Here is a 22,192-nt window from a genome sequence, read left to right on the forward strand (position 1 = left end):
ATAAATTGAGGAAAAAGTTCGTTTAACCATAAAATCTGTTCGCTGGCCGATTGGCCGGTTTTTTAACTGATCACGAATTTTTATATTTACCGCTGCAAATTGTTTCGGGAAACCTAACATCCATAGAAATTACAGTATGAACTACATCGATATTATTTTAGGCATTTTGTTGCTACTGTCGGCAATAAATGGTTTTAGTAAAGGCCTTATTTCAGAGGTGGCCTCTATTGCAGCACTCATTTTAGGAATTTGGGGAGCTATTAAATTTTCATACGTTACCACCGAATTTCTGATCGAGAATTTCAACATGCATTCGAAACACATGAATATCATTTCGTTTGTAATCACCTTTGTAGTTATTGTAATTTTGGTGCACATTGTTGGCAGTGCGGTAAGTAAAATGGCCGAAACCGTTTTGTTGGGATTTGCCAATAAACTGGCCGGACTGGTTTTCGGTGTTTTAAAATCGGCCTTGATATTAAGCATAATATTGGTTATTTTTGACAAAATCGATGAAGACGTGCATATTCTTTCGCGCGAAACCAAAGAAAATTCACGGATGTATGAACCGATTCGATCGTTTGCACCATCGATCTTCCCCTTTATTGAAGGGTGGGAAATTGACATGAAAGAGAATCGCGAATATGAAGATGTGGTCTAAACTTACAGAGCGTTTTAAGGGGAAAGACAAATCCTCCTGGCACACTGATGTTGATTGTTTAAACTGTGGAACAAATTTTTCGGGGCATTTCTGTCCGAATTGTGGCCAGGCAGTTAAAGAGTACGACAAACCTTTTGGGTTTATATTTTTCAATTTTCTCGGCGATTTTTTTGCTTTCGATACCCGTTTCTTTAAAACATTATTTGGCTTAATTGCTCGCCCCGGTTTTCTTACCAAAGAATATTTTGCCGGTCGCAGAGTTCGCTATACCCCTCCATTGCGTATTTTTATTTTTGTGAGTTTTATACTGTTTTTGTTGTTACAAATTGTTACTAATCGTGGTTTGTCAACCGTACTGGACTCGGATTTAGAAGATGCAAAAATCGGGCTCGACTCCGTTTCAGTAGCGGCAGCCGACTCTATCCTAAACCAGGTAAACGATAAGATAGCATCCGAAGAAAAGCAGGCATTGGATAAAGTTCTGAGTAAGGGAAATATTCAGCTGGATAGTATCGATGTGGCCAAATCAGCCAATGAGTTGGATTTGGGAAGTTGGGGCGGTGCACGAAATATAAGACTGGCATTGAATAACTATGCCGACAAAATGGAAAAGGAACTGGAAGAGGAAAAAGACCCGGGTAAGCGAGCCGAATTGCAGGAAAACATTCGGATGTTGCGCTCGCCCGAAGCTACCATGGCCAAAATACTCAAGTACATCTCGTACGCATTTTTCCTGTTGCTACCACTTTTTGCGCTTATCTTAAAGCTTATTTATATTCGTAGGCGCCATAACTACATGCGGCACCTGGTTTTTTCCATTCATATCCATTCGTTTATTTTTTTGGTAATGACTGCCATAATTGGCCTGTATCTGTTATTTGACAAAGACTTTGCTACTGTGTCAGGTATTTTATTCTTGTCGGTTCCCATTTATATTATAATAGCTTTAAAGAAATTTTACGGGCAGTCACTCGGTAAGGTCGTGCTTAAATTCTTCGCACTTTCGTTTATCTATAACATCGTATTTTTCACCGTAATACTGCTCGCCTCGCTGGATGCGATTAATGTGCTCTGAAAATTATTTTAAAAAAGTTGCAACATTTCATTCTTCCGTGTAGTCAAACGGTCAGAAAATAAATTTTAAAACAATAATTATGGAAGAATTAATTGCAGTAGGCGTAGTATTTTTTGGAGCATATCACATTATCAAACTATTTTCTACTCACTTATTAAAACGAAAACTGATTAAAGCCGAACAGTACGACAGAGTTGGTATTCTGGAAGAGCCAAAAGTTGAAAATGATGAATCGAACCGTTATCCTTCGTTGAAATGGGGCTTGGTTGCCTTAATGACCGGTTTGGGATTTATAATCATTGAAGTGATGGGATTATTTAACCGTGACATGGTTAGAGGCCGTGATGCCGTTTTACCACTGGGAATTTTGATGGTTTGTATTTCGCTCGGATTTCTGATCTACTTCTTTATTATGAACGGAAAAGCCGTTAAGAAATAACAACGACAAACAAAAAACAGTAAAAATATACACCCGGCAACTTTGGTTGATCCAAAAGTTTGCCGGGTGTATATTTTACAGAAATGTATAATCTCCTATTTGCTGAAATCCCCGAAGAAAATCCTGAACTTTCATTCTTTTTTTACCTGCAATTTGCAGATCGGTAATTTGCAGCCAGCCATTGGCGCAGGCCACTTTTAAAAAGTGTTTGCCATCGCTTTCCAATGTTCCCGGAGGCGTGTTTTTATTGTCTTCAACACGCATGGCCATAAATATTTTGGTGGCAGTTTCTTGCCCCGTTTCTTTGTGTTTTAAGTTACTCCAGGCAGCCGGGTAAGGCGATAGTCCGCGAATAAGGTTACGAACCGCATCTGCATCTGCCGTCCAATCTATTTTGCAATCTTCCTTAAAAATTTTCGGGGCATGTTTTATTTCTTCACCGTCCTCAACCAGCTCCTCCTGTGGAATGGCTTTGTAATCTCCCGCAGCCAGCGCATCAACGGTTTCAACAACCAGTTTGGCACCAATGCCCATCAGTGCATCGTGAATCGTTCCAACGGTGTCGTTTTCCCAAATGTCAATTTCTTTGCGGAAAAGTATTTTACCGGTATCAATTTCATGAGCCAGCAAAAATGTGGTTACCCCGGTTTTTGTTTCGCCGTTTATAACCGCCCAGTTTAGCGGGGCAGCACCACGGTATTGTGGCAACAACGATCCGTGCAAATTAAAAGTTCCCAAACGCGGCATGTCCCAAACCACTTCGGGTAACATTCTGAAGGCAACCACCACCTGTAAGTCGGCTTCCAAAGCTCTTAGTTCATCCAGAAACTCCGGGTTTTTAAGTTTTTCGGGTTGCAGAACATTTAGTCCTTGTTCAACAGCATATTGTTTTACTGCCGATTCGTGGAGTTTTTTTCCGCGTCCTGCCGGTTTGTCGGGCGCTGTAATTACACCAACAATAGTGTAACCGCCTTCAACCAGGGCCTGCAAACTGGCCACGGCAAAATCGGGCGTTCCCATAAAAACGATTCTCAGGTCTTTTCCTTGCATAACTATTTTTTTCTGAGATTGGTATTTCCTTTTTGCGCTTTTGGCCAGTACGGGCAATGGCGGCATCCGTTGGCACAACAGTAGCCGCGGTTGGTAAGATAAGATTCGGTCATCACCCGGTAGCCATTTTCCATGTAAAAATCTTTCCCCTCCTTTAATTCTTCCTCGTATCGGTCAGGAAAAAGGTCATCGAAATATCCCATTCTCAAATTTTTTTCAAAAGTAGCCAAATTGACTTATCTTTCAGAACACGAATCACAGTTTTTATCATGGGAGTTGAGAAAGATTATTTAATGCGGCAGCTGATGATGTTGTTTGAAGTCATCCAGAAAATTTTGCGTCACCGCAGAAAAGGCGAAGATGAAGAGGCTGAAAAGCAAATTCAGTTTTTTTATGAGTACCTGAAAATTGATGAAGATGTGGAGAAACTTTCGGTTGAGGCTTTAATCGATTTATTGGAGAAAGATAAAAACCTGGTAAACGAACAGTTGGAAATGGTGGCTTTTGTGCTAAAAGAACAGGGCGAGCTGGCCGCCTCGGATGATAAACGTTTGGATTTTTTTAGAAAATCATATTTCATTCTGCAAAAGGTGGAACGCGAAAGCATTTCCTTTTCAATGGACCGCCAAATGAAAATAGCAGAACTGAGTGCTTACCTGAATTAATCTTGTTTCTGTTCAGTATCCATTTCCTGCTTTCGTGAAAGAATATCAATGGCAACTATCATGGCAGTGAACCCCCAAAACGGCACCGAAATTTTGTCGGTATCCAAAAAGTTATTCAGAAATCCGTGGATGTAATAAGTAACCAGCCCAATAAGCGCCGCTAAAACTATCGACCGTAGCCTGTAATCGCTTAAGCGCGTGTAAGTGCTAACCGCAGTATAAATCACCAGGATTATAATTAACAGGTAAGTTGCCAAACCAAGCACTCCCGATTCGGCCATGGGGCCAAGGTATTCGCTGTGTGCATTTCCACCGTCGGCAGAGTTGGTACTGATTATTGTGCGGTCTTTGCTCAACTGGTATCTGGCATATTTAAACATGTAGGTTCCCGGGCCGAAGCCAACTACAGGTTTGTCGGCAAACATGCGCACGGCACAACTCCAGCGGTTAATACGCTCCATGTTCGATGCATCGGAGCTAATGTTCGATATCGAGGAAATGTGTGTCATTATATTTGCCGACGACTCTTCCGAGTTTTGCTCCAGTTTCATAACAATTTGCGATTGAAAGGTGAAGAACAAAACAAGTACAGAAACCACGGTTATAAAAAGAGGCTTAAAGCGTATTCGCAATTTTATGATGGTCCAAACGCCAAAAGCAACTATTATACTCAACCACGCTGCCCGACTGTACGATAACAAAAATCCCAGCGTTACAACGGCAAGCGCTCCGGCTGCCAGTAAGCGGACGTTTTTCGAATAGGTTTTACTCAGAATAAACATAACCAAAAAGGGGATGTAAATGGCGGTGGCAGCACCATACGAAGTGTGGTCGCGGTAAAACGGCGAAACCACAAAATGCGCAGCTTGTTTGTCCCACAAACCATAACCGAGATGCCGGTATGTAGAATAGAAAATTACCAGCATCAGTGGAATAACGTAAAGCCACACGTATTTTTCCATGTTTTTGCCGTCTTTAAATATTTTGGCGGTAAGCAGGTAAAGACCTACTACAAACCAAATGCGCATCAGCAAAAACTTAAACGAGACCATGGGCATGGTGCTGGTTACACTGGTAATGAGAATCCAGAACAGGTTGAGATAAACGGCCAGTGATACCGGGTGAAGTAATATTTTACGATCGAATTGACGTTCCTGTATAACTTTCAGAATAAAAAGCAGCAGCAATCCAAACAGCAGCGGTTCGGTGGGGATGTACATATCAAAACCGATTCCGGGCAAATATTCACGCAGTGGAATGGATAAGGGCGCCAGAAAAGCGATGAGGTAAATAACTTTATCAAACGAATAAACGGCCAGTAAAAGAACAGCAAAAACAAGCGGAAGCACATTGGCATACAGCATATGTTTTTCTACCACAAACCAAAGGTTCAGAAAAATAAATCCAATGGAAATGAGATAAAAAAGTGCAATTCGTATGACTGCTTTTTGTGGCACTTTAGTCTTTTTTTCTGTAGTCGAGAACCAGGAAAACCAATAGTGCAAAAAATACTGCCGACAGCGTTGTAAAAGCAACGATCAGCCAGCGAACAGGATAAGCTTTTTTATCAGCCGGGAATGGGTATTCCACCACGTGGCTGTAAGTAATTTCTTTTTCGTATTCAGTTAAGTAGGTGTCGTAAACGATCGAGAGTGAATCAATGACCTGAATAGTTTTATTGTATTTGTTTTCAAGCATGTAAGCACGCGAACCTTCTTTCGAAAAATTGTCATAAAGCTGTTCAATTTTCTTTGTATCGCCTGCCGATCCACGTCCTGCCGCAAGTGCATTCATATAACCACGGGTAATTTCATCCACCTGGTTGTTATAACTGATAATGCCATATTTCTCACGTATGCTATCCAGTTGGTTTTCGTAACCTTTCAACTCAGTATATTTCCTGTCGAGCTGTTTGCCGGTTATGTCAACCATTTCCTTTTCTTTGGTTTTATGCAATTCCTGCACTTTTTGGTTGAAAAACGAAATGATTGAATCGCACATATCTGAAGCACGTTGCGGGTCTTCATCCAACACACTTATTTCAGCGGTTTCGTATTCTGTTTTACCGGTACTCACATTGGTGTTGTATTCGCCAAGCATATACGTAATGTACTGCGGATCATCTTTTTTAATGTCGTACACCTTGGCGAGGTCAAACGAATCGAACATTCTGAACTTGATGTCATTCGAATTCAGAATCTCAAGCATCTGTTCGGTCTCCGACTCATCACTCATCGTCCAGATGTTTGTAGGGTAGAGGCGCGCCGTGGATTTAAATTTGGGTGTAATAAACGCCGGGCCCGAAAAAATGGCCGATAAAACAACAGCAATTGCACCAATTAGTACAAAATGAAATTTGCGTTTCCAGATGAGTTGCAGGATACGTTGGTTGTCAAAAAAGTTATCCATAAGGTGTGGTTTCAATTTGATCGTGTAATTTCAACGCACCCGAACTGTTTTTAGTATCTAAACACCTGATTATTCAGCAATAATAAGGAAGTAGTTTTTCTTCCCTTTTTGTGCCAGAATGTATTTGCCGCCAATTAAAATGTCGTTGTCTACAATCAGCTCAGGATCGTTGATCTTATCTTTGTTAATGCTCAGTCCGTTACCTTGTATAGTACGGCGCAATTCTCCTTTCGATGGAAATACCTCTGTTTTTTCAGCCAGCAAATCGATTACATTAATACCGGCTGCCAACTCGTCTTTCGAGATATTGAATTGAGGAACGCCTTCAAACACAGCAAGGAAAGTACTTTCGTTTAGTTTGCGTAACTGTTCGGCAGTACCTTTTCCAAACAAGATCTGCGAGGCTTCAACAGCCATGTCGTACTCTTCACGTGAGTGAACCATTATGGTTACTTCCTCAGCGAGTTTTTTCTGCAACGCACGGGCATGTGGTGCTTCTTTGTGCGCTGCAACCAGTGAGTCGATCTCTTCTTTCGATAGCAGCGTAAATATTTTTATGTAACGTTCGGCATCGTCATCCGAAGTGTTCAGCCAAAACTGGAAGAATGCATAAGGCGAAGTACGTTCCGGGTCGAGCCAAACGTTGCCCGATTCTGTTTTTCCGAATTTGGTACCGTCGGCTTTGGTAATCAACGGACAAGTTAATGCAAAAGCTTCACCTCCGTCCATACGGCGTATCAACTCCGTACCTGTTGTAATGTTTCCCCACTGGTCTGAACCTCCCATTTGCAGTCGGCAGTTGTTGTTTTTGTACAAATGGTAAAAGTCGTAGCCCTGTACCAACTGGTAAGTAAACTCGGTGAACGACATTCCTGATTTTGACTCTTCACCCAAACGTTTCTTTACCGAATCTTTGGCCATCATGTAGTTTACGGTAATACGTTTACCCACGTCGCGAATAAAATCAAGGAACGAAAACTCCTTCATCCAGTCGTAGTTGTTTACCAAAAGCGCTACGTTGTCTTCCTTGCTTTCAAAATCGAGGAATTTTGCCAGCTGAGCTTTAATACATTCCTGGTTGTGGCGCAGTGTTGGTTCGTCCAAGAGGTTACGCTCCTGCGATTTTCCTGATGGATCGCCAATCATTCCGGTAGCACCACCAACCAATGCAATAGGCTGGTGACCTGCAATCTGAAGATGTTTCAACATCATAACACTTACCAGGTGGCCAATGTGCAACGAATCGGCAGTTGGATCGATACCCACATAAGCCGCAGTTAATTCTTTTTCCAGTTGTTCTTCAGTTCCCGGCATTATATCGTGCAACATGCCTCTCCATTTCAGCTCTTGTACAAAACTCATCAGTGTAAAATTTATTTATGATCGTGATCGAATCAATCGTTTCTTAAAAATCTGCGCAAATATATAAAATGCTGAGTGTTATTCGGTGGCTTTCCGTTCAAAATCAAATCCTGCGAAGGAAATTAACGATTTGCAAACCACCATCTTCTTTCACTTCCGACTCCCGGCTTTGGTCTTCCGACTTCATTCTTCAAACTTTTCAAAAATAATTGTAACATTTGCCTACCTTGTTTAGTCTGATGAGATAATTATGAATGATGCGCAACTGGTTCAACAGGTTTTAAACGGAAACAACCATGCGTTCAGGTTTTTGGTATCGAAGTACCAACGGCTTGTAACGCATGTGGTTGGACGCATTATTCAGCAGGAAGATGAGTTGGAGGACATTTGCCAGGAGGTTTTTATAAAAGTGTTCAAAACACTGAAACGTTTTCGGGGCGATTCGAAACTGTCGACATGGATTTCAACCATTGCTTACAATACGGCAATAACGCATTACCGAAAACTGAAACGAAGAGGTGAACTGTCCTACAGCGAAGAACCCAACCTTATTCTTGCTGAAAAAGACCCGGGGCTGAACCAGAAAAGTATTGAAAAGGAAGAAGCTAAAAAATATCTCATGCAACTGATTGAGTCGTTGCCGGTGAACTACCGAACGGTGATTACGTTATTTCATCTGGAGGAGTTCTCGTACAAAGAGATAGAAGAGATTACAGGAATGCCCGAAGGAACTATAAAAAGTTACCTGAGCCGGGCACGAAAATTATTAAAAGGCAAGATTGAAAAAGTTGCCCGTTTGGAACAAACTAATATATTTGTTGACTATGTATAACGAAGATCGGAATTTTGACACAGACAAACTGCTGAAAGAGGCATTCACTTCGGAGCCTGAATTCAAGCTGTCGGAGAATTTTACCGATGCCCTTGTTAAACAGGTGGAGCGGCGTTTTGCCTGGAAACAATACCTCAGGGAATTTGCTATTTACCTGGCCGTTATACTCGGAATTATGTTGGTTGCTGCAGTACTGGCCTTTGTTTGGTACGATGTTACCGTTTCGGGCTGGATGGCGTTCTTTACAAAAAATGCTTCGCTGGTGGTTGGCATAAACCTTTTGCTGGTGTTTGTTTTGTTTGCCGACCGCGTACTGTTAAGGTATTTCATGTACAAGGCATCAACAGAATAATACCTCGATTTTCAAATTAAGAAGGTGCTTAGGAAAATAAGCGCTTTTTACTCGGTTACCTTCCTGTAATCGGTAAGGAAAAGAAGAAAAAGTGCGATAAAAGCAATATCGATCAGTCCAAATACGGCAAAAACAACATGCGGCAATTCGCCAATTCCCCAGTTGTATAAAGCTACCCAGGCATAGGCCAATTTGTAGGCTACCGCTACTTTTACAATGTCGACATTTCGTTTAATGTTGCGGTAAACAAACCAGTACAGTATTCCCTGTGCAAAAACAAAAGCGGCATTCAGTTGCAGGTAAGCTTCTGTTTCGGGCAGCGGAATGTTAAACATGGCGTACACATTTGGATACAGCAGAAAAAAAGAAACGCCCAGAATAAGATCGTAGGCGGCAGCAATAAGAAAAACTGTTTTGTAAAATTTCAATGTTCTCATAGTGGTTCCTCCTTTCGGTTAAAGAACGCTGAAGCAGCGATTTTTGGTTATCTATCGCTGTTTACGAGAAGCAGGTTGAAATGGTTGTGGAAATAGAGTTGCATGCCACAAGTTGGAGATCAATAGAAAAATCTGTGATGATTTATTAACGCATTTAATCATTAACGCATTTCCGCATTAACACAATTACCCATTCATCAATCAATCCATTGGTCTTTCAGTCCCTCATTCCTTCTCACTTCTTATTCCGCAGGTAAATCACCTGGCCCAACCGGGGCTGCTCACCTTTTTTCATATCGTTGCGGCGGTAAAGCGGTTTCAGTTTTATACCATACAGTTGCGAGATGTAATGCATGGTTTCGCCTTGCTGTGCACGGTGTGTAAGATGGTCTTTTCCTGATTTATTCTTTTTGTACTGAATATAAACCACCTCGTTAGGAATTGGGCGGTGTCCGGGTGGCTGATCGTTATATTTATACAACTCCCAGTCTTTTAAACCAAGCTCCTGTGCCAGGATTTCGTAGGTGTCGCCTTTTTGTGACACCACAGCTTTTACACGGTTAATTTTGGTAACCTTGTGCGTGTTGAATGGCCTGATCGTAAGTGCTCCGGTTTTATCGGTATCAAGCACATTGTGTGCCGTTTGTTCACCCATGGGGCGAAAAGTCATTTTCTTGTCGAGCCGGTGAAGTTTGTTCTCTTCAATTATTCGAATCAGACGTTTGTCGTAATCGTGAGCCGTAGCATAACCCGCTTTTTTTAATCCTTTTGCCCAGGCTTTGTAATCGGTAGGGTCGAGCAGAAACAAGGAGGCGTAACGCGGATTTTCCATCAGGAAATTGGTGTGGTCGATGTACGAATCTTCCACCGAGCGGTAACTTCTGAAACACTCGTTACGGCGGTCGTCGTCGTAATACACTTTTTTACCTTTCCAGCTACTTTTACATTTTATGCCAAAGTGGTTATTTGATTTTCGCGACAGTTCGCTGTTGCCGTTGCCCGACTCCAGACAGCCCTGTGCCATGGTAATACTTGCCGGAATTCCACTGCGGTTCATCTCTTCAATAGCCAGTAGTTGCCACTGCCTGATGTACTCTTCGCGTGTTATGTTTTGCGAAATTGCGCTTGCGGCCAGTAAAATAAAAAGGATAAAGGAAATTATGTGTCTCATGTTTCTGTTACAACGTTTGCTGATGCCAAAAATAAAATACCCTGGGGCATTTGCCTACCAAATGCAGAGCATTTTATAAACAATGAAACGTGAGTAAGATGGGTTTATTGGCTATTGATGAAAAGAAATTGGGGAGAGAACCACAATATTATGTCAGTAAATGGCTGTATTGGCAGAATTACTAATTGCCCGAAGACGTTTTCATAAAAGTTGGGATTTCGGAGCCGGTTCTCCATCAAGGTGTAATAACTTCAATGGAGAACCGAGACCCGAATAAAATTCATCAACGCTCTGTCGTGATTATTTACAATTCTACATTCGTTATCAAAATACATGGTAGCACCGTTTTCCGGAGTGTATTGCTCCCATGTTGGCAACACACCCTCAACATTAGGATTGCCTGTTTTTACAAAGTTTATCCATGCCGAGCTCATTTTGTCAGCCAATTCCCAGGCTTCTTCCGTATTGCCGGTCCAGTCAGCTCTCAGGTCAACCGTATTGAATGCCAATGGAATGTCGAGGCCATGAAATGAACCTTTCGAAGCATTGTCAACAGCGCTTTTCCATGCCAAAAAGTAAACGTACAGCGGGGCATCTGTTTCCTGTGCCCGAGCGTCGGCAGTTCGAATGGTAAATGGCCTGAAAGTCTTGTCAACAGAAAGCAGATCCTGCGGAGTGAAATCGGGATAAGCCTCTGCAAACAGCGAAATGTATTCATCGGTTTTGTCGCCATATTCTTTTGCCAGGCGTTCTTTAGCCTCTTCCAAAGTCAGTTCTTTTTCGCCATAAGCGGTACGCATCAGCTCATTTAATGTGGTACCTATCATCAACGGAATATCTTTTGAAATGTCTGCAAATCCCGGACTGAAAGGTTGCTGAAGTAAAACATCGCCATCGGCTGATGGAGCAAATCCAAACATGGTTGGCGAGCCCGGTATTCTCGGACCCGATGTTTTGGCAATGGCATCGTTTCCTGCTTTAACCAGGTCTTTGTAAGGAATCGTATTCAGTTTGTCAACCTCATCCGGTGTAAGTCCCAGGTTTTCAAGTACGGCTAATCCCAGGGCTTGCGATTTCTCTTTGGTCATAGTATTTATCAATGTTCCACTCTGAATAATGGCCTTGTGAAACAAACCTTTTACCGCCGGCATACACATTATGGTACCCACTTTTCCACCGCCTCCTGATTCGCCAAGAATGGTTACATCAGCAGGGTTTCCACCAAACTGCTCAATATTTTTATGAATCCATTCCAGGGCTTTTACAATGTCGAGCACACCCACATTGGCCGATTTTGCATACTTATCGCCACATGCCGAGAGGTCGAGAAAACCAAGAATGTTTAAACGGTGATTAATGGATACAAATACTACATCACCTTTTTTCGCCATTGCTTCACCATAGGTCATCGGATCGTTGCTGGCGCCGGTGTGGAATCCGCCACCATGCAACCAAAGCATCACCGGGCGCTTTTTGCCATCCAGTATTCCCTGTGTCCAAACATTTGCACTAAACAGTTCTTTTTCGTTTTGAACCGAATCGGGATACCAGGGTACCACTTGTCGGGCTACCGGCCCAAACTCGGTGCATTCGCGAACTCCTTCCCAGGAATCCGGATCCTGCGGAGGCATAAACCGTTCGGCTTTGGCGTAGGGAATTCCCTTAAAAGCGTATACACTGTCGTTAATACTGCCCGAAATATCACCAGCGGTGGTTTTTATAACCGGTTGCTGATTGATGTCTGGATTTGGCGTACAAGCCGTTAAGCAAAATCCGGCTGTTAGGGCAAAAAGGAATATAACCTTAACTATTCGTTTCATACTTTTAAATTTACTTAGGTTTAAATCTTATTCAATACACTGCTGAAATCTCATTTTATTGTTTGTTAACCAGATAGTGGTATGTTCTGATCTGGTATTATAATATGCTTTGACTCCGAAATGAAAAATGGTTTAATCGCTGATTTAAACTTGGTTAAACCAAATGGATTATTGTGGGGGGGATCGGGAAACGCGGTTTTCATTGCCATGTGGATTTTAATTGAGAAAAAGCAGAACAACAAAAGGCTGCCCATACCAGGAAATCTTTTTGTATCAGGTAGTGTCCTGCTCTCACGTATGCTTTCTGTAAGTATAAAAAGCGACCATAGTGAAGAACATACTTCCATTTAATATAAAATTGTACATTTGAGAAAAATACCCGTTTATGCGAAAGAAGGAACTCACAATAAAGGTTTGCGAATACGATGCGGTAGAGGAATTACCTGAGAGCGATCAGAAATTGTTGCAGGCAGCCCGCGAAGCCAGTAAAAATGCTTACGCACCTTATTCGAAATTTTGTGTGGGAGCCGCACTTTTGCTCGAGAACGGCGAAGTAATTACCGGCAGCAACCAGGAGAATGCCGACTTTACCGATGGCCTGTGTGCCGAGCGGGTGGCCTTGTTTTATGCTAACTCTACTTACCCCGATCAGGCTGTAAAGGCCATTGCCGTAACGGCACAAAACTCGCACGGATTTCTGGAACTTCCGGCGCAACCTTGTGGTTCGTGCCGCCAGGTAATGGTTGAAACTGAGGTGCGCTACAATGAGCCCATTCGTATAATTATGGATGGCCGTAAATATATTCAGGTATTTGAAGGTGCCGACAATCTGCTGCCCTTTGCATTTAAACCTGGCGATTTGGAGTAAAAGAAGCTACGAGCTGCTAGCTACGAGTGGCGAGTTTTATGTTATAGCAGAAATCATGGTAGGGTATTGACGCATTTCTGTATTGAAGCGCTTTAACCGCAAAGTTAAACAAAGCTGAAAACAAGATTGAATCATTAAAGCATTGCCGCATTTACGCATTAAAGCATTAATTCACTCAATCCTTCAATCCCTCTGTCCTTCAATTCAAACTTCCACAGGACTAAATTTCCCGGCTTTAAAAAGTTTCATAAACTCGTCCCACACCGGATCTTTTGGCGGGTCGGCAACAATAGTAAGCGGTTCTTTGCGCACGGGGTGCATCAATTCTACTTTGCGTGCATGCAAGTGAATGCCTTTGTTTTTGTTCGACCGTGGTGCACCGTATTTTAAATCGCCTTTAATGTGCATTTTTAGCTGGCGCAGCTGAACCCTAATCTGATGATGACGCCCGGTGTGAATTTCCACCTCCAGCAAATGATAGCGGTCGATACTGGCTACGTGACGATAGGTGAGGCTGGCAAATTTTGATCCCGGTTTTGGCTCGGTATAGGCGTAACTTCGGTTTTTCTCTTCGTCTTTGCGCAGGTAGTGTTCTAGCGTTTCGGTGTATTTTGGCGGACGTTTATCAACCACTGCCCAGTACACTTTTCGCATGCCGTCTTTGGTTTGGAAAAGTTTGTTTAACCTTGGCAGTACTTTGCTGGTTTTTGCCAGGATAAGAATACCGCTTGTTGGGCGGTCGAGGCGGTGCGGAAGGCCAAGGTAAACATTGCCCGGTTTGTTGTATTTCACTTTCAGGTAATGTTTCACCTTGTCCAAAACGGTTTCGTCGCCGGTTTTATCGCCCTGCACAACATCGCCGCATGCCTTGTTTATTGCAATAATATGGTTGTCTTCGTATATTACTTCCATCGTTAGCGCCTAGCTTTTCCTATTCAAAATTAATCTCAGTTTCGTCATCCCCCGGTTCTTCGTCCCTTCCCCCTTCGAAGGGGGACTATGGGGGATGTAACTTTTCTGACTTTTTGCCTTTTACCTTTTGCTCCCGACGCTACGGTCGGGATTTCACTGCGTTCAACTTGAATCCTAATACTGTTCCTTATCGCTAGGGAAATCCTGCGATTTTACATCGTTTATATAATTTCCTACGGCGCCTTTAATTTCGGCTGCCAGGTTGTGGTATCTACGTAAAAAACGTGGCGAGAACTGTTGCGTAATTCCCAGCATATCGTGAATTACCAACACCTGACCGTCAACACCGCCACCGGCACCAATTCCAATTACCGGAATCTTTAGCTCATTGGCAACCTGTTCGCCAAGTGATGCAGGAATTTTCTCCAGCACAATTGCAAAACAACCGGCTTCTTCCAAAAGTTTTGCATCGTTGATCAGTTTCTCTGCTTCTGCTTCCTGCTTGGCACGAACGGTATAGGTTCCAAATTTGTGAATCGACTGCGGCATTAAACCCAGGTGCCCCATCACCGGAATTCCGGCCGAAAGGATACGTTTTACTGATTCTATTACTTCTTCGCCACCTTCCAGTTTTACCGCGTCGGCAGCTGTTTCTTTCATAATACGAATGGCTGAATTTAATGCTTCGCGCGAATTGCCCTGGTAGGTTCCGAAAGGAAGGTCGACCACCACAAGCGCACGGTTTACGGCACGCACTACCGACGACCCCAGAAAGATCATTTCGTTAAGTGTAATAGGCAGCGTGGTCTCATGGCCCGCCATTACGTTCGAGGCCGAATCGCCAACCAGAATAACATCTATACCGGCTTCATCAACCAACTGCGCCATACTGTAATCGTAGGCTGTTAACATCGATATTTTTTCACCGCGCAGTTTCATTTCTGATAAACGGTGCGTGGTAACTTTTCGAACTTCGCTATGTACTGACATGTCTGTTTGTATTCAAATTAGAAGGCAAAATTAACCAATCCTTTCATTTTAACCCAAAAGCAGCCATTTTTTCGCTCGCCGATGGTTGGTGCTTAACTTTTATTAACCGGTTTATGCGCGTAGTTTTCAGAAGGTTTATTTTCTTTGTGGCTAATTTCAAAGTCGGAAAATGAGAAAACTAAATAGCGTATTCCTTCAAATTTGTTTGCTCCTTATTTTTGTATTTACCGTGTTTATTGCCGGGGCGCAGCAGCAGGAGATCAATAACGAGGTGGTTTCGTTTAAAAAACAAGAACTGAATTGGGGATTGATTTTGGGCGTGAGTAAAGAGACGGAAGAATTGTTAAGCGACGAAAGCCGTTTTGATGAAGATCGTACTTTGCTGAATGGCAAATTCAGAATTGAAAATACCTATTGGAATTTATTGGATTACAAACAGGAACGTTTGAATATGCGATTCGAAGTTGGTCCGTATGGCGGTTATGGCGATTGGATCGACAGCTCGAAAGTGGAATACATTATTGCCGATCAGGATTTTTATGGCGTAAGAACTTCGGCGAATATCGATTACAGTTACCGTTTTTATTACGATACAAAAAGTTATACCGTAATTGACGTAAGCGCCTGGGGGCGTTACGAAGTGTATAAACAAAACCTGGACGGAACCAGCACCGACTCGCTGGGTGTAACTACGCCGGTTGACGTAAGTGATACCAAAGACCGCCTGCGCTATGGTTTAAATGCAAAAGGAGGTTGGGGATCGGGACGTTTGAGCCCGATGAACCATTTAATGACCGCACACTATCTGCTCGAAAAATATTACCCGGGGCGTTTGTTCTCGGATTACGAAATTGCACAGTTTGCACAGGTTATTGCCAATATAAAACACAACCGCGATTTTAAAGGAGGACACGTTCCTGAAAAAGAAATGGAGGAAGTGGTCGATTTTATCCGCAGTACTTTTGTGCTGGCTTCTCCTGAATCGATGGCTGCCGAATGGCATTTCAGCGAATTTGACCCGCGTTACCAGGGAAACCGCTTCGAGATTGGCCCGCATTTTAAGTATTACAACCAGGAGCCCGATTTTCTGTTTGGTGGCTATATTCAGTACGACAATGCCAAATATGTGAACGTAAAATGGAACCGTAATCTCTCGGCCGGGCTGGTGTATAACCGCTACACCAAAACAGATATGGAGTATATTGATGAGTACCTGGTTAACTCGAATGTGAGCCGCGACTGGGCAACCGCAGATATTAACCTGGGCTGGAGTTATTACCCCAACCTGAAAACACAGTTCGATTTTGGAATGCGCTATGTGCCCGGTATTCAGCTGAACAATTTTGATGAAGTGGGTACGTTAAGTAATAATTTTATTCCTTATGTAGCCTACTTCACCCAACTGAACAGCAAGTCGAGGGTAAATCTGAACTTTGCCTGGCGTATAGCCGATGGCGAACAGTTTGTTGTACCGGGACCGGAATTTTCATTGTCGATTTACCGCAGTAAATATTAGAACTTAAACCCGCAGGAAAATCTTCTTTTTGTACATATAATAAAGTAGGCCCCAAATCAGTGCAAGTCCAAACAGTAACATCAGGAATTGGCCTGCTTCGCCCATTGGTTTTGTGATCCATCCAAAAAAGAATTCGGTAACAAATTGCATATCAATGATGCGCACAAAAAGGTAAACGAAAATGGAGTTCATTCCAATTACCCTGAAATAGAATGCCCAACCACGTATTTTCCAATGGTCGATAATAAGGAAAAACAAAGCCATCAGCAGAAAACTAATTCCACCGGCAAGCATATTGAATGTTGAAGTCCAGCAGCTTTTGATAATGGGGTAGAAGGTCGAAAAGGCAAGTGCCAGAGCGATCAACCCAACTCCGGTGGCAGCCATGTAGCCAATTTTTTGCCAGTCGGTGGTTTTACGGTTTCGCAGGATGTTACCGGCAATGGTGCCCATCAGTGTAATTCCTGTTGCTGATAGGCTGCACATTATTCCTTCCGGATCGAAGGTCCCGCCATATAATCGTCCCGGTAAAAACAATTGGTCGATGTAGCCGTTTATACAACCTTCGGGAGTAAGCACTCCTGCTCCAACTCCCGGCACCGGAATAAGCAACTGAATAATTCCGAAACCTGCAAGAATACCCGCCAGCCAGTAGATCCGGCTTTTAAACGAATGGAAATAAATAACAATAAGCGAAGCGAAAAAGTACCCGATACCAATTTGCCCCAGCACACTGGCAATGCGGCCGTTGGCGAATCCGTTTTGGAAAACACCATTGTAAAGAATTCCGAGGATGATTAAAATAACCATCCGTTTTAGGGCTTTTAATGCCAGTCGTTTTTTAGGTACGTTTTTTTCAATTTTTGCTTTTATCGAAAATGGTATCGCTACTCCGGCGATAAACATAAAAAGCGGGAAGATCAGGTCTTCGAAATGAAAACCGGCCCACTTAACATGGTGCATTTGTTCGCCAAGCCAGTCGGCACCGGTAATTTTCGAAATAGCTGTTGCCAAAACACCGCCTCCGGTTATCCAAAACATATCAAATCCGCGAAGTACGTCTAGTGATTGAAGTCTTTTTTGTGGTTCAGTTCTTAAAGATTTAGTTGCCATAATGGATTTAGTTTAGTTGTCTTAAAAATAGTAAACATTCTTGAAGCAGACAGCTAAACCATTTTTTAGTTTCATGTTGTATAATATTATGTATTTTGTTAACTGGCATAGTTGTTGCAAACCACTCAACATTATCTTAAAAACCAATTACAATGAAACGAATTTACCCTTTTTTCGCATTACTGTTTATCAGTTATTTTTCTTTTGCCCAGTTCGAAAACTTTGATCTTTCGAAGTATAAGTTGCCGGAGATAAAGCGGCATCAGTTGGATTTTAACTTTAGTTACAATAACAACAACCAGAAGCATTATAATGATGATACACCTGATCATTCGAATTTTGACCTGGATAATGATTTGAGATTGGATTATTCTTTCGACAGGAATACGCCAAGAGTTCAATCGAATGGTTGGGGAAGCTTATCTACCACGATGACTTTGGATCGGGAAAAGTATGAAGACAAAGAAAAAGTTAAAGATGACTATTTCAATTTTAGATTTAACGCTGGTTTCCAGAAACGTATCTATCCCAAAAATGATGACAGGTGGTTTTTGTTATGGTCCCCAAATCTTAACGTCAGCAACTCTTTGAATCGAGACCAGGATTTTTTGGATTACAACAATAATCAAATTGAAAAGTATAAGACTCGTTATCTTACTTTTCAACCAAGATTAAATGTTGGAGGTGGATTTGGACGAATTGAGCAGACTAGTGATGCTCGGAGAGCTATTTATATAGTTGAAGATTTATATAAAAAGGATAAGTTAAACCGGCTTCCGGATGAAGATGAACTTATCGTTATCGCCAACAGGGTGGCAGAACTTCGTAATCAACGATTTTTCGATGCACGATTACGGCATATCTACGAAATGGAAAGTTTGGATTCGCTATTGAATACAATGGAGTTGGTTTCGGATAATGATATTGGTTATTTCACCTCATTAAACGATATGTGGTCGTATGGTCACGAATCAAGGTATTCCGGAACGAGATTGCAGGCTGTGGTTGTAGGTCAGTTAGACTATCGTTTTGTTAAAGAAAAGACTGTAACCGATGATTACGAAAACTCAAGCGTTACTATTGAAGATGATAATACTGATTATAACGAAAATCTTCAATTCGGTCTGGCACTTAGTTCATACAAACCAATAGGATTGAAATGGCAACGTTATTTGTTTGCAAATGTTAATGCCAGTAACTATTTTAATGATTCAAATGTTAATGCTTGGTCAACAGATTTCAATAGTTTCTCAGGGATTATTAGTTATGGTTACGACTGGTTCTTTAATACACGAACATATGCCTCGTTTGGGGTGAATGGTCAGTATTCGAGGTATGACTATGATGAAGAAGAAACGAATCGTTATGATAGCAATAGTTTTTATACAGGCATTTCAGGAAGTTTGAATTACTATTTTTCCCCTAGGTTAAGGGCTAGTTTTCGAATTAACTCCAATTATAACTGGTATCAGAACAGTGATTCATCTTATGACAAACAATTTCGTTTCGGAAGCAGTGCCAGTCTTAATTACGCCATCTTCTAAAACCAATTCAGCAGGTGACTTTAAACCGAACACAGGAGTCACCTGCTAAATCTAAAATCGTTAATCGTCATTCAGAATTCGTTATTCTCCTGTCGTTTTGTCACCACATCTGACATGATTTTTACTGTTGCGGGGCAATACCATGTCAGATTTTACATTCATTCCACTGATTTTCCCATGGCACAATCATTGATTATTTCATGACGTAAATTTTTGAAACAATAAAAACTTAAAAAATATAACAATGGGAAAAATTATCGGAATTGACTTAGGAACCACAAACTCTTGTGTTTCTGTAATGGAAGGTAACGAACCTGTAGTTATCCCTAATAGCGAGGGAAAACGTACAACACCTTCTATCGTTGCTTTCGTAGAAAACGGAGAACGCAAAGTTGGTGATCCTGCAAAACGTCAGGCAATCACTAATCCTACAAAAACTATCTTCTCGATTAAACGATTCATGGGAGAAACTTTTGACCAGGTATCAAAAGAAGTAAACCGTGTACCTTATAAAGTTGTGAGAGGCGACAACAACACACCACGTGTTGAAATTGACGACCGTAAATATTCACCACAGGAAATCTCGGCAATGACACTTCAGAAAATGAAGAAAACAGCTGAAGATTACCTTGGACAGGAAGTAACAGAAGCAGTAGTAACTGTTCCTGCATACTTTAGCGATTCGCAACGTCAGGCAACAAAAGAAGCCGGTGAGATTGCCGGTTTGAAAGTACGTCGTATCATTAACGAACCTACTGCTGCATCGTTGGCTTACGGTTTGGACAAGATGGACAGAGACATGAAAATCGCAGTATTCGACCTTGGTGGTGGTACTTTCGATATTTCTATTCTGGAGTTGGGTGACGGCGTTTTCGAAGTTAAATCAACCGACGGTGATACGCACCTTGGTGGTGACGATTTCGACCAGGTAATAATTGACTGGTTGGCCGACGAGTTTAACAGCGAAGAAGGCATAGACCTGCGTAAAGACCCGATGGCATTGCAACGTTTGAAAGAAGCTGCTGAGAAAGCAAAAATCGAGTTGTCGAGTTCTTCTCAAACCGAGATCAACCTGCCATACATTATGCCGGTTAACGGTATTCCAAAACACCTGGTGAAAACCTTGTCGCGTGCAAAATTCGAGCAGTTGGCCGATTCGTTGATCAACGCTACAATTGAACCTTGTCGTAAGGCATTGAAAAATGCAGGAATGACAGCAAGCGATATCGATGAGGTAATCCTTGTAGGAGGATCAACACGTATTCCTGCCATCCAGGATAAAGTAAAAGAGTTCTTTGGTAAAGAAGCTTCAAAAGGTGTAAACCCTGACGAGGTGGTTGCAATTGGTGCAGCTATTCAGGGAGGTGTTTTAACCGGTGAAGTAAAAGACGTTCTTCTGCTTGACGTAACTCCGCTTTCATTAGGTATTGAAACCATGGGTGGTGTAATGACCAAGTTGATCGAGTCGAATACAACTATTCCGACTAAAAAATCGGAAACATTTACAACCGCTGCCGACAATCAGCCTTCCGTAGAAATTCATGTTCTGCAAGGCGAGCGTCCAATTGCATCGGGTAACAAAACTATCGGTCGTTTCCACTTAGACGGAATTCCTCCTTCACCACGTGGTATCCCACAAATCGAGGTAACTTTCGATATCGATGCAAACGGTATTCTGCACGTACACGCAAAAGATAAAGCAACAGGTAAATCACAATCAATCCGTATCGAGGCTTCTTCAGGTCTTTCGGATGATGAGATCAACCGCATGAAATCGGAAGCAGAAGCAAATGCTGAAGCCGATAAAAAAGCAAAAGAAACCGCTGACAAAATCAACCAGGCTGACAGTTTGATCTTCCAGACTGAGAAGCAGTTGAAAGAATACGGTGACAAATTGCCTGCTGACAAAAAAGGTCCGATTGAAGATGCATTGAAAAAGCTGAAAGAAGCACACGCTTCAAAAGATTTGGCTGCAATTGAAGCTGCAATGAACGAGTTGAACACTGTATTCCAGGCTGCTTCGCAGGAGATGTACAACGCTTCGCAAGCACAGGGTGGTGCTCAGCCAGGTCCTGATGCCGGTCAGCAAGCCGGTCCACAAGATCAACCAAAAGACGACGGAGAAGTAACCGACGTTGATTTTGAAGAAGTCAAATAGGGCACGATTATTAAGGATAATCAATAATTAGTAAAACGCAGTAAGTTTCTGACTTACTGCGTTTTTTGTTTGTAGTGATTTGATTTAGTTAACTTGTTTTTCATATGTTTTTAGCATATATTTGTACCGTATTTGTACCGCGCGCTATTTGACGTTGATGTGCGCCTTAAACAGTCATATTAGGTCTAAATAGGTCTTATTTATGCTTTTTTAGCTTGGTGTAGTGATAATTGATAAAATATATGGCAAAAAGTAAACTTAAAATACCCAAGATATGTGAGCAGTGTGGAAAGCCATTTGAAGCCAAAACCGTAGCAACTCGATTTTGTAGCCCTTATTGTGTTGATAAATCAGGAAGAGTAAAAAGAAGACGAGCCAAGGAGGCAATAGAAAAGCAAACATTGTTGGAAGAATCGATAAATAAGATAGCTGAGATCCAAACTCGGCCATTTATTTCGGTTTCAGAAGCTACAGTTCTTTTTGGTATATCAAAAGATACTATTCGTCGACTTATTAAAGCAGGGAAAATTCCAGCTTATAATTTAGGACAACGATTAACTAGAGTTAGTCGAGTACATATAGAGGCAATGTTTACAGCCGTAGACTTACCTGAAGATCCTGAAGAAAGGCCTGTTCGAATGCAATACGATAAAAGTGAGTGTTATAATATTGCCGAAGTATCAGAAAAGTTTGGAATATCTCCTTCGACCGTAAACAAAACGATCCGTAAATACAGCATTCCCCGAAGGCAGATTGGGAAATACGTATATGTACCCAAAGAGCAAATTGAAGAGCTATTTTCAAAAAAATAAACTAAT

23 protein-coding genes are annotated in these 22,192 nt (G+C 42.0%); 12 read left to right on the plus strand and 11 right to left on the minus strand.

Going from position 1 to position 22,192, the window contains the following annotated elements:
* Positions 1-136 precede the first annotated feature (136 nt).
* The 3 genes from LH29_RS05510 (at position 137) to LH29_RS05520 (ending at position 2,175) form a co-directional block, all read left to right on the plus strand.
* Positions 137-661 carry a CvpA family protein gene (locus LH29_RS05510; RefSeq protein ID WP_045026545.1) on the plus strand — a complete coding sequence of 175 codons (525 nt, stop codon included), beginning with the start codon at positions 137-139 and terminating at the stop codon, positions 659-661.
* A complete protein-coding gene (locus LH29_RS05515; RefSeq protein WP_045026548.1) occupies positions 645-1,736 on the plus strand; it encodes a DUF3667 domain-containing protein in 1,092 nt (363 codons plus the stop codon). The genes LH29_RS05510 and LH29_RS05515 overlap by 17 nt, the downstream gene beginning before the upstream one ends.
* 79 nt (positions 1,737-1,815) lie before the next feature.
* Positions 1,816-2,175, plus strand: a complete 360-nt coding sequence (locus tag LH29_RS05520) for a DUF6249 domain-containing protein (protein ID WP_045026552.1) — start codon at positions 1,816-1,818, stop codon at positions 2,173-2,175.
* Positions 2,176-2,250: 75 nt separating this feature from the next.
* Here LH29_RS05520 and fmt read toward each other — a convergent pair whose 3' ends face one another.
* The gene (fmt, locus tag LH29_RS05525) at positions 2,251-3,225 is read right to left on the minus strand and encodes a methionyl-tRNA formyltransferase (RefSeq protein WP_045026555.1); all 975 of its coding nucleotides are present in this window, start codon (positions 3,223-3,225) and stop codon (positions 2,251-2,253) included.
* 2 nt (positions 3,226-3,227) lie between these two features.
* Positions 3,228-3,428 (minus strand): DUF5522 domain-containing protein, encoded by a 201-nt coding sequence (locus tag LH29_RS05530; RefSeq protein WP_045026558.1) that lies wholly within the window; start codon positions 3,426-3,428, stop codon positions 3,228-3,230.
* Between the two features lie 66 nt (positions 3,429-3,494).
* On the opposite strand from LH29_RS05530, the gene LH29_RS05535 reads away from it, so the two are divergent.
* Positions 3,495-3,890 carry a hypothetical protein gene (locus LH29_RS05535; RefSeq protein WP_045026560.1) on the plus strand — a complete coding sequence of 132 codons (396 nt, stop codon included), beginning with the start codon at positions 3,495-3,497 and terminating at the stop codon, positions 3,888-3,890.
* On the opposite strand, the gene LH29_RS05540 is transcribed toward LH29_RS05535, so the two are convergent.
* The 3 genes from LH29_RS05540 to tyrS all read right to left on the minus strand — a co-directional run bounded on the left by LH29_RS05540 (position 3,887) and on the right by tyrS (position 7,661).
* Entirely contained in the window at positions 3,887-5,347 is a 1,461-nt protein-coding gene (locus LH29_RS05540) for an O-antigen ligase family protein (protein ID WP_045026563.1), read from the minus strand. The genes LH29_RS05535 and LH29_RS05540 overlap by 4 nt on opposite strands.
* A 1-nt stretch (position 5,348) precedes the next feature.
* The gene (locus tag LH29_RS05545) at positions 5,349-6,299 is read right to left on the minus strand and encodes a GumC domain-containing protein (RefSeq protein ID WP_045026565.1); all 951 of its coding nucleotides are present in this window, start codon (positions 6,297-6,299) and stop codon (positions 5,349-5,351) included.
* 69 nt (positions 6,300-6,368) lie between these two features.
* Positions 6,369-7,661: a tyrosine--tRNA ligase gene (gene tyrS / locus LH29_RS05550; RefSeq protein WP_045026568.1), complete on the minus strand. Its 1,293-nt coding sequence runs from the start codon at positions 7,659-7,661 to the stop codon at positions 6,369-6,371.
* A 250-nt stretch (positions 7,662-7,911) separates the two neighbouring features.
* On the opposite strand from tyrS, the gene LH29_RS05555 reads away from it, so the two are divergent.
* Together LH29_RS05555 and LH29_RS05560 are read left to right on the plus strand one after the other, a co-directional pair.
* A complete protein-coding gene (locus LH29_RS05555; RefSeq protein WP_045026570.1) occupies positions 7,912-8,493 on the plus strand; it encodes an RNA polymerase sigma factor in 582 nt (193 codons plus the stop codon).
* The gene (locus LH29_RS05560; RefSeq protein ID WP_045026573.1) at positions 8,486-8,845 is read left to right on the plus strand and encodes a hypothetical protein; all 360 of its coding nucleotides are present in this window, start codon (positions 8,486-8,488) and stop codon (positions 8,843-8,845) included. Before LH29_RS05555 ends, LH29_RS05560 begins: the two co-directional genes overlap by 8 nt.
* Positions 8,846-8,892: 47 nt before the next feature.
* On the opposite strand, the gene LH29_RS05565 is transcribed toward LH29_RS05560, so the two are convergent.
* The 3 genes from LH29_RS05565 to LH29_RS05575 form a co-directional block, all read right to left on the minus strand.
* On the minus strand, positions 8,893-9,282 hold the full coding sequence (locus tag LH29_RS05565; protein WP_045026576.1) for a hypothetical protein: 390 nt from the start codon (positions 9,280-9,282) through the stop codon (positions 8,893-8,895).
* A 235-nt stretch (positions 9,283-9,517) separates the two neighbouring features.
* Positions 9,518-10,453: a glucosaminidase domain-containing protein gene (locus LH29_RS05570; protein ID WP_045026578.1), complete on the minus strand. Its 936-nt coding sequence runs from the start codon at positions 10,451-10,453 to the stop codon at positions 9,518-9,520.
* A gap of 251 nt (positions 10,454-10,704) precedes the next feature.
* Complete coding sequence (locus LH29_RS05575; RefSeq protein ID WP_045026581.1) at positions 10,705-12,273, minus strand: carboxylesterase/lipase family protein; 1,569 nt, start codon at positions 12,271-12,273, stop codon at positions 10,705-10,707.
* Positions 12,274-12,393: 120 nt separating this feature from the next.
* Here LH29_RS05575 and LH29_RS24920 point away from each other — a divergent pair, with 120 nt between their 5' ends.
* Together LH29_RS24920 and LH29_RS05585 are read left to right on the plus strand one after the other, a co-directional pair.
* Positions 12,394-12,624, plus strand: a complete 231-nt coding sequence (locus tag LH29_RS24920) for a hypothetical protein (RefSeq protein ID WP_045026583.1) — start codon at positions 12,394-12,396, stop codon at positions 12,622-12,624.
* A 34-nt stretch (positions 12,625-12,658) separates the two neighbouring features.
* Positions 12,659-13,141, plus strand: coding sequence for a cytidine deaminase (locus tag LH29_RS05585; protein WP_045026585.1), 483 nt, complete (start codon positions 12,659-12,661; stop codon positions 13,139-13,141).
* Between the two features lie 204 nt (positions 13,142-13,345).
* Here the strand turns inward: LH29_RS05585 and LH29_RS05590 are convergent, their stop codons facing one another.
* Together LH29_RS05590 and panB are read right to left on the minus strand one after the other, a co-directional pair.
* Positions 13,346-14,053: an RluA family pseudouridine synthase gene (locus LH29_RS05590; RefSeq protein ID WP_045026588.1), complete on the minus strand. Its 708-nt coding sequence runs from the start codon at positions 14,051-14,053 to the stop codon at positions 13,346-13,348.
* A 174-nt stretch (positions 14,054-14,227) separates the two neighbouring features.
* On the minus strand, positions 14,228-15,043 hold the full coding sequence (gene panB, locus LH29_RS05595; RefSeq protein WP_045026591.1) for a 3-methyl-2-oxobutanoate hydroxymethyltransferase: 816 nt from the start codon (positions 15,041-15,043) through the stop codon (positions 14,228-14,230).
* 169 nt (positions 15,044-15,212) lie between these two features.
* On the opposite strand from panB, the gene LH29_RS05600 reads away from it, so the two are divergent.
* A complete protein-coding gene (locus tag LH29_RS05600; RefSeq protein ID WP_045026592.1) occupies positions 15,213-16,559 on the plus strand; it encodes a hypothetical protein in 1,347 nt (448 codons plus the stop codon).
* 3 nt (positions 16,560-16,562) lie between these two features.
* Here LH29_RS05600 and LH29_RS05605 read toward each other — a convergent pair whose 3' ends face one another.
* A complete protein-coding gene (locus LH29_RS05605; RefSeq protein WP_045026593.1) occupies positions 16,563-17,672 on the minus strand; it encodes an acyltransferase family protein in 1,110 nt (369 codons plus the stop codon).
* Positions 17,673-17,824: 152 nt separating this feature from the next.
* Between LH29_RS05605 and LH29_RS05610 the strand changes: the two genes are divergently transcribed.
* From LH29_RS05610 to LH29_RS05620, 3 genes are all read left to right on the plus strand, one after another.
* A complete protein-coding gene (locus LH29_RS05610) occupies positions 17,825-19,216 on the plus strand; it encodes a hypothetical protein (RefSeq protein ID WP_045026596.1) in 1,392 nt (463 codons plus the stop codon).
* Between the two features lie 244 nt (positions 19,217-19,460).
* Positions 19,461-21,374 carry a molecular chaperone DnaK gene (dnaK, locus tag LH29_RS05615; protein WP_045026598.1) on the plus strand — a complete coding sequence of 638 codons (1,914 nt, stop codon included), beginning with the start codon at positions 19,461-19,463 and terminating at the stop codon, positions 21,372-21,374.
* Positions 21,375-21,616: 242 nt separating this feature from the next.
* Entirely contained in the window at positions 21,617-22,186 is a 570-nt protein-coding gene (locus LH29_RS05620) for a helix-turn-helix domain-containing protein (RefSeq protein ID WP_045026601.1), read from the plus strand.
* Positions 22,187-22,192: the final 6 nt, after the last annotated feature.

The sequence above is a fragment of the Draconibacterium sediminis genome (genome assembly GCF_000949475.1).
Taxonomy (GTDB): Bacteria; Bacteroidota; Bacteroidia; order Bacteroidales; family Prolixibacteraceae; genus Draconibacterium; species Draconibacterium sediminis.

Coding starts and splice junctions, on each gene's coding strand:
- LH29_RS05510 (WP_045026545.1), top strand. CDS start 137: ATGAACTACATCGATATTATTTTAGGCATTTTGTTGCTACTGTCGGCA.
- LH29_RS05515 (WP_045026548.1), top strand. CDS start 645: ATGAAGATGTGGTCTAAACTTACAGAGCGTTTTAAGGGGAAAGACAAA.
- LH29_RS05520 (WP_045026552.1), top strand. CDS start 1,816: ATGGAAGAATTAATTGCAGTAGGCGTAGTATTTTTTGGAGCATATCAC.
- fmt (WP_045026555.1), bottom strand. CDS start 3,225: ATGCAAGGAAAAGACCTGAGAATCGTTTTTATGGGAACGCCCGATTTT.
- LH29_RS05530 (WP_045026558.1), bottom strand. CDS start 3,428: ATGGGATATTTCGATGACCTTTTTCCTGACCGATACGAGGAAGAATTA.
- LH29_RS05535 (WP_045026560.1), top strand. CDS start 3,495: ATGGGAGTTGAGAAAGATTATTTAATGCGGCAGCTGATGATGTTGTTT.
- LH29_RS05545 (WP_045026565.1), bottom strand. CDS start 6,299: ATGGATAACTTTTTTGACAACCAACGTATCCTGCAACTCATCTGGAAA.
- tyrS (WP_045026568.1), bottom strand. CDS start 7,661: ATGAGTTTTGTACAAGAGCTGAAATGGAGAGGCATGTTGCACGATATA.
- LH29_RS05555 (WP_045026570.1), top strand. CDS start 7,912: ATGAATGATGCGCAACTGGTTCAACAGGTTTTAAACGGAAACAACCAT.
- LH29_RS05560 (WP_045026573.1), top strand. CDS start 8,486: ATGTATAACGAAGATCGGAATTTTGACACAGACAAACTGCTGAAAGAG.
- LH29_RS05565 (WP_045026576.1), bottom strand. CDS start 9,282: ATGAGAACATTGAAATTTTACAAAACAGTTTTTCTTATTGCTGCCGCC.
- LH29_RS05570 (WP_045026578.1), bottom strand. CDS start 10,453: ATGAGACACATAATTTCCTTTATCCTTTTTATTTTACTGGCCGCAAGC.
- LH29_RS05575 (WP_045026581.1), bottom strand. CDS start 12,273: ATGAAACGAATAGTTAAGGTTATATTCCTTTTTGCCCTAACAGCCGGA.
- LH29_RS24920 (WP_045026583.1), top strand. CDS start 12,394: ATGAAAAATGGTTTAATCGCTGATTTAAACTTGGTTAAACCAAATGGA.
- LH29_RS05585 (WP_045026585.1), top strand. CDS start 12,659: ATGCGAAAGAAGGAACTCACAATAAAGGTTTGCGAATACGATGCGGTA.
- LH29_RS05590 (WP_045026588.1), bottom strand. CDS start 14,053: ATGGAAGTAATATACGAAGACAACCATATTATTGCAATAAACAAGGCA.
- panB (WP_045026591.1), bottom strand. CDS start 15,043: ATGTCAGTACATAGCGAAGTTCGAAAAGTTACCACGCACCGTTTATCA.
- LH29_RS05600 (WP_045026592.1), top strand. CDS start 15,213: ATGAGAAAACTAAATAGCGTATTCCTTCAAATTTGTTTGCTCCTTATT.
- LH29_RS05605 (WP_045026593.1), bottom strand. CDS start 17,672: ATGGCAACTAAATCTTTAAGAACTGAACCACAAAAAAGACTTCAATCA.
- LH29_RS05610 (WP_045026596.1), top strand. CDS start 17,825: ATGAAACGAATTTACCCTTTTTTCGCATTACTGTTTATCAGTTATTTT.
- dnaK (WP_045026598.1), top strand. CDS start 19,461: ATGGGAAAAATTATCGGAATTGACTTAGGAACCACAAACTCTTGTGTT.
- LH29_RS05620 (WP_045026601.1), top strand. CDS start 21,617: ATGGCAAAAAGTAAACTTAAAATACCCAAGATATGTGAGCAGTGTGGA.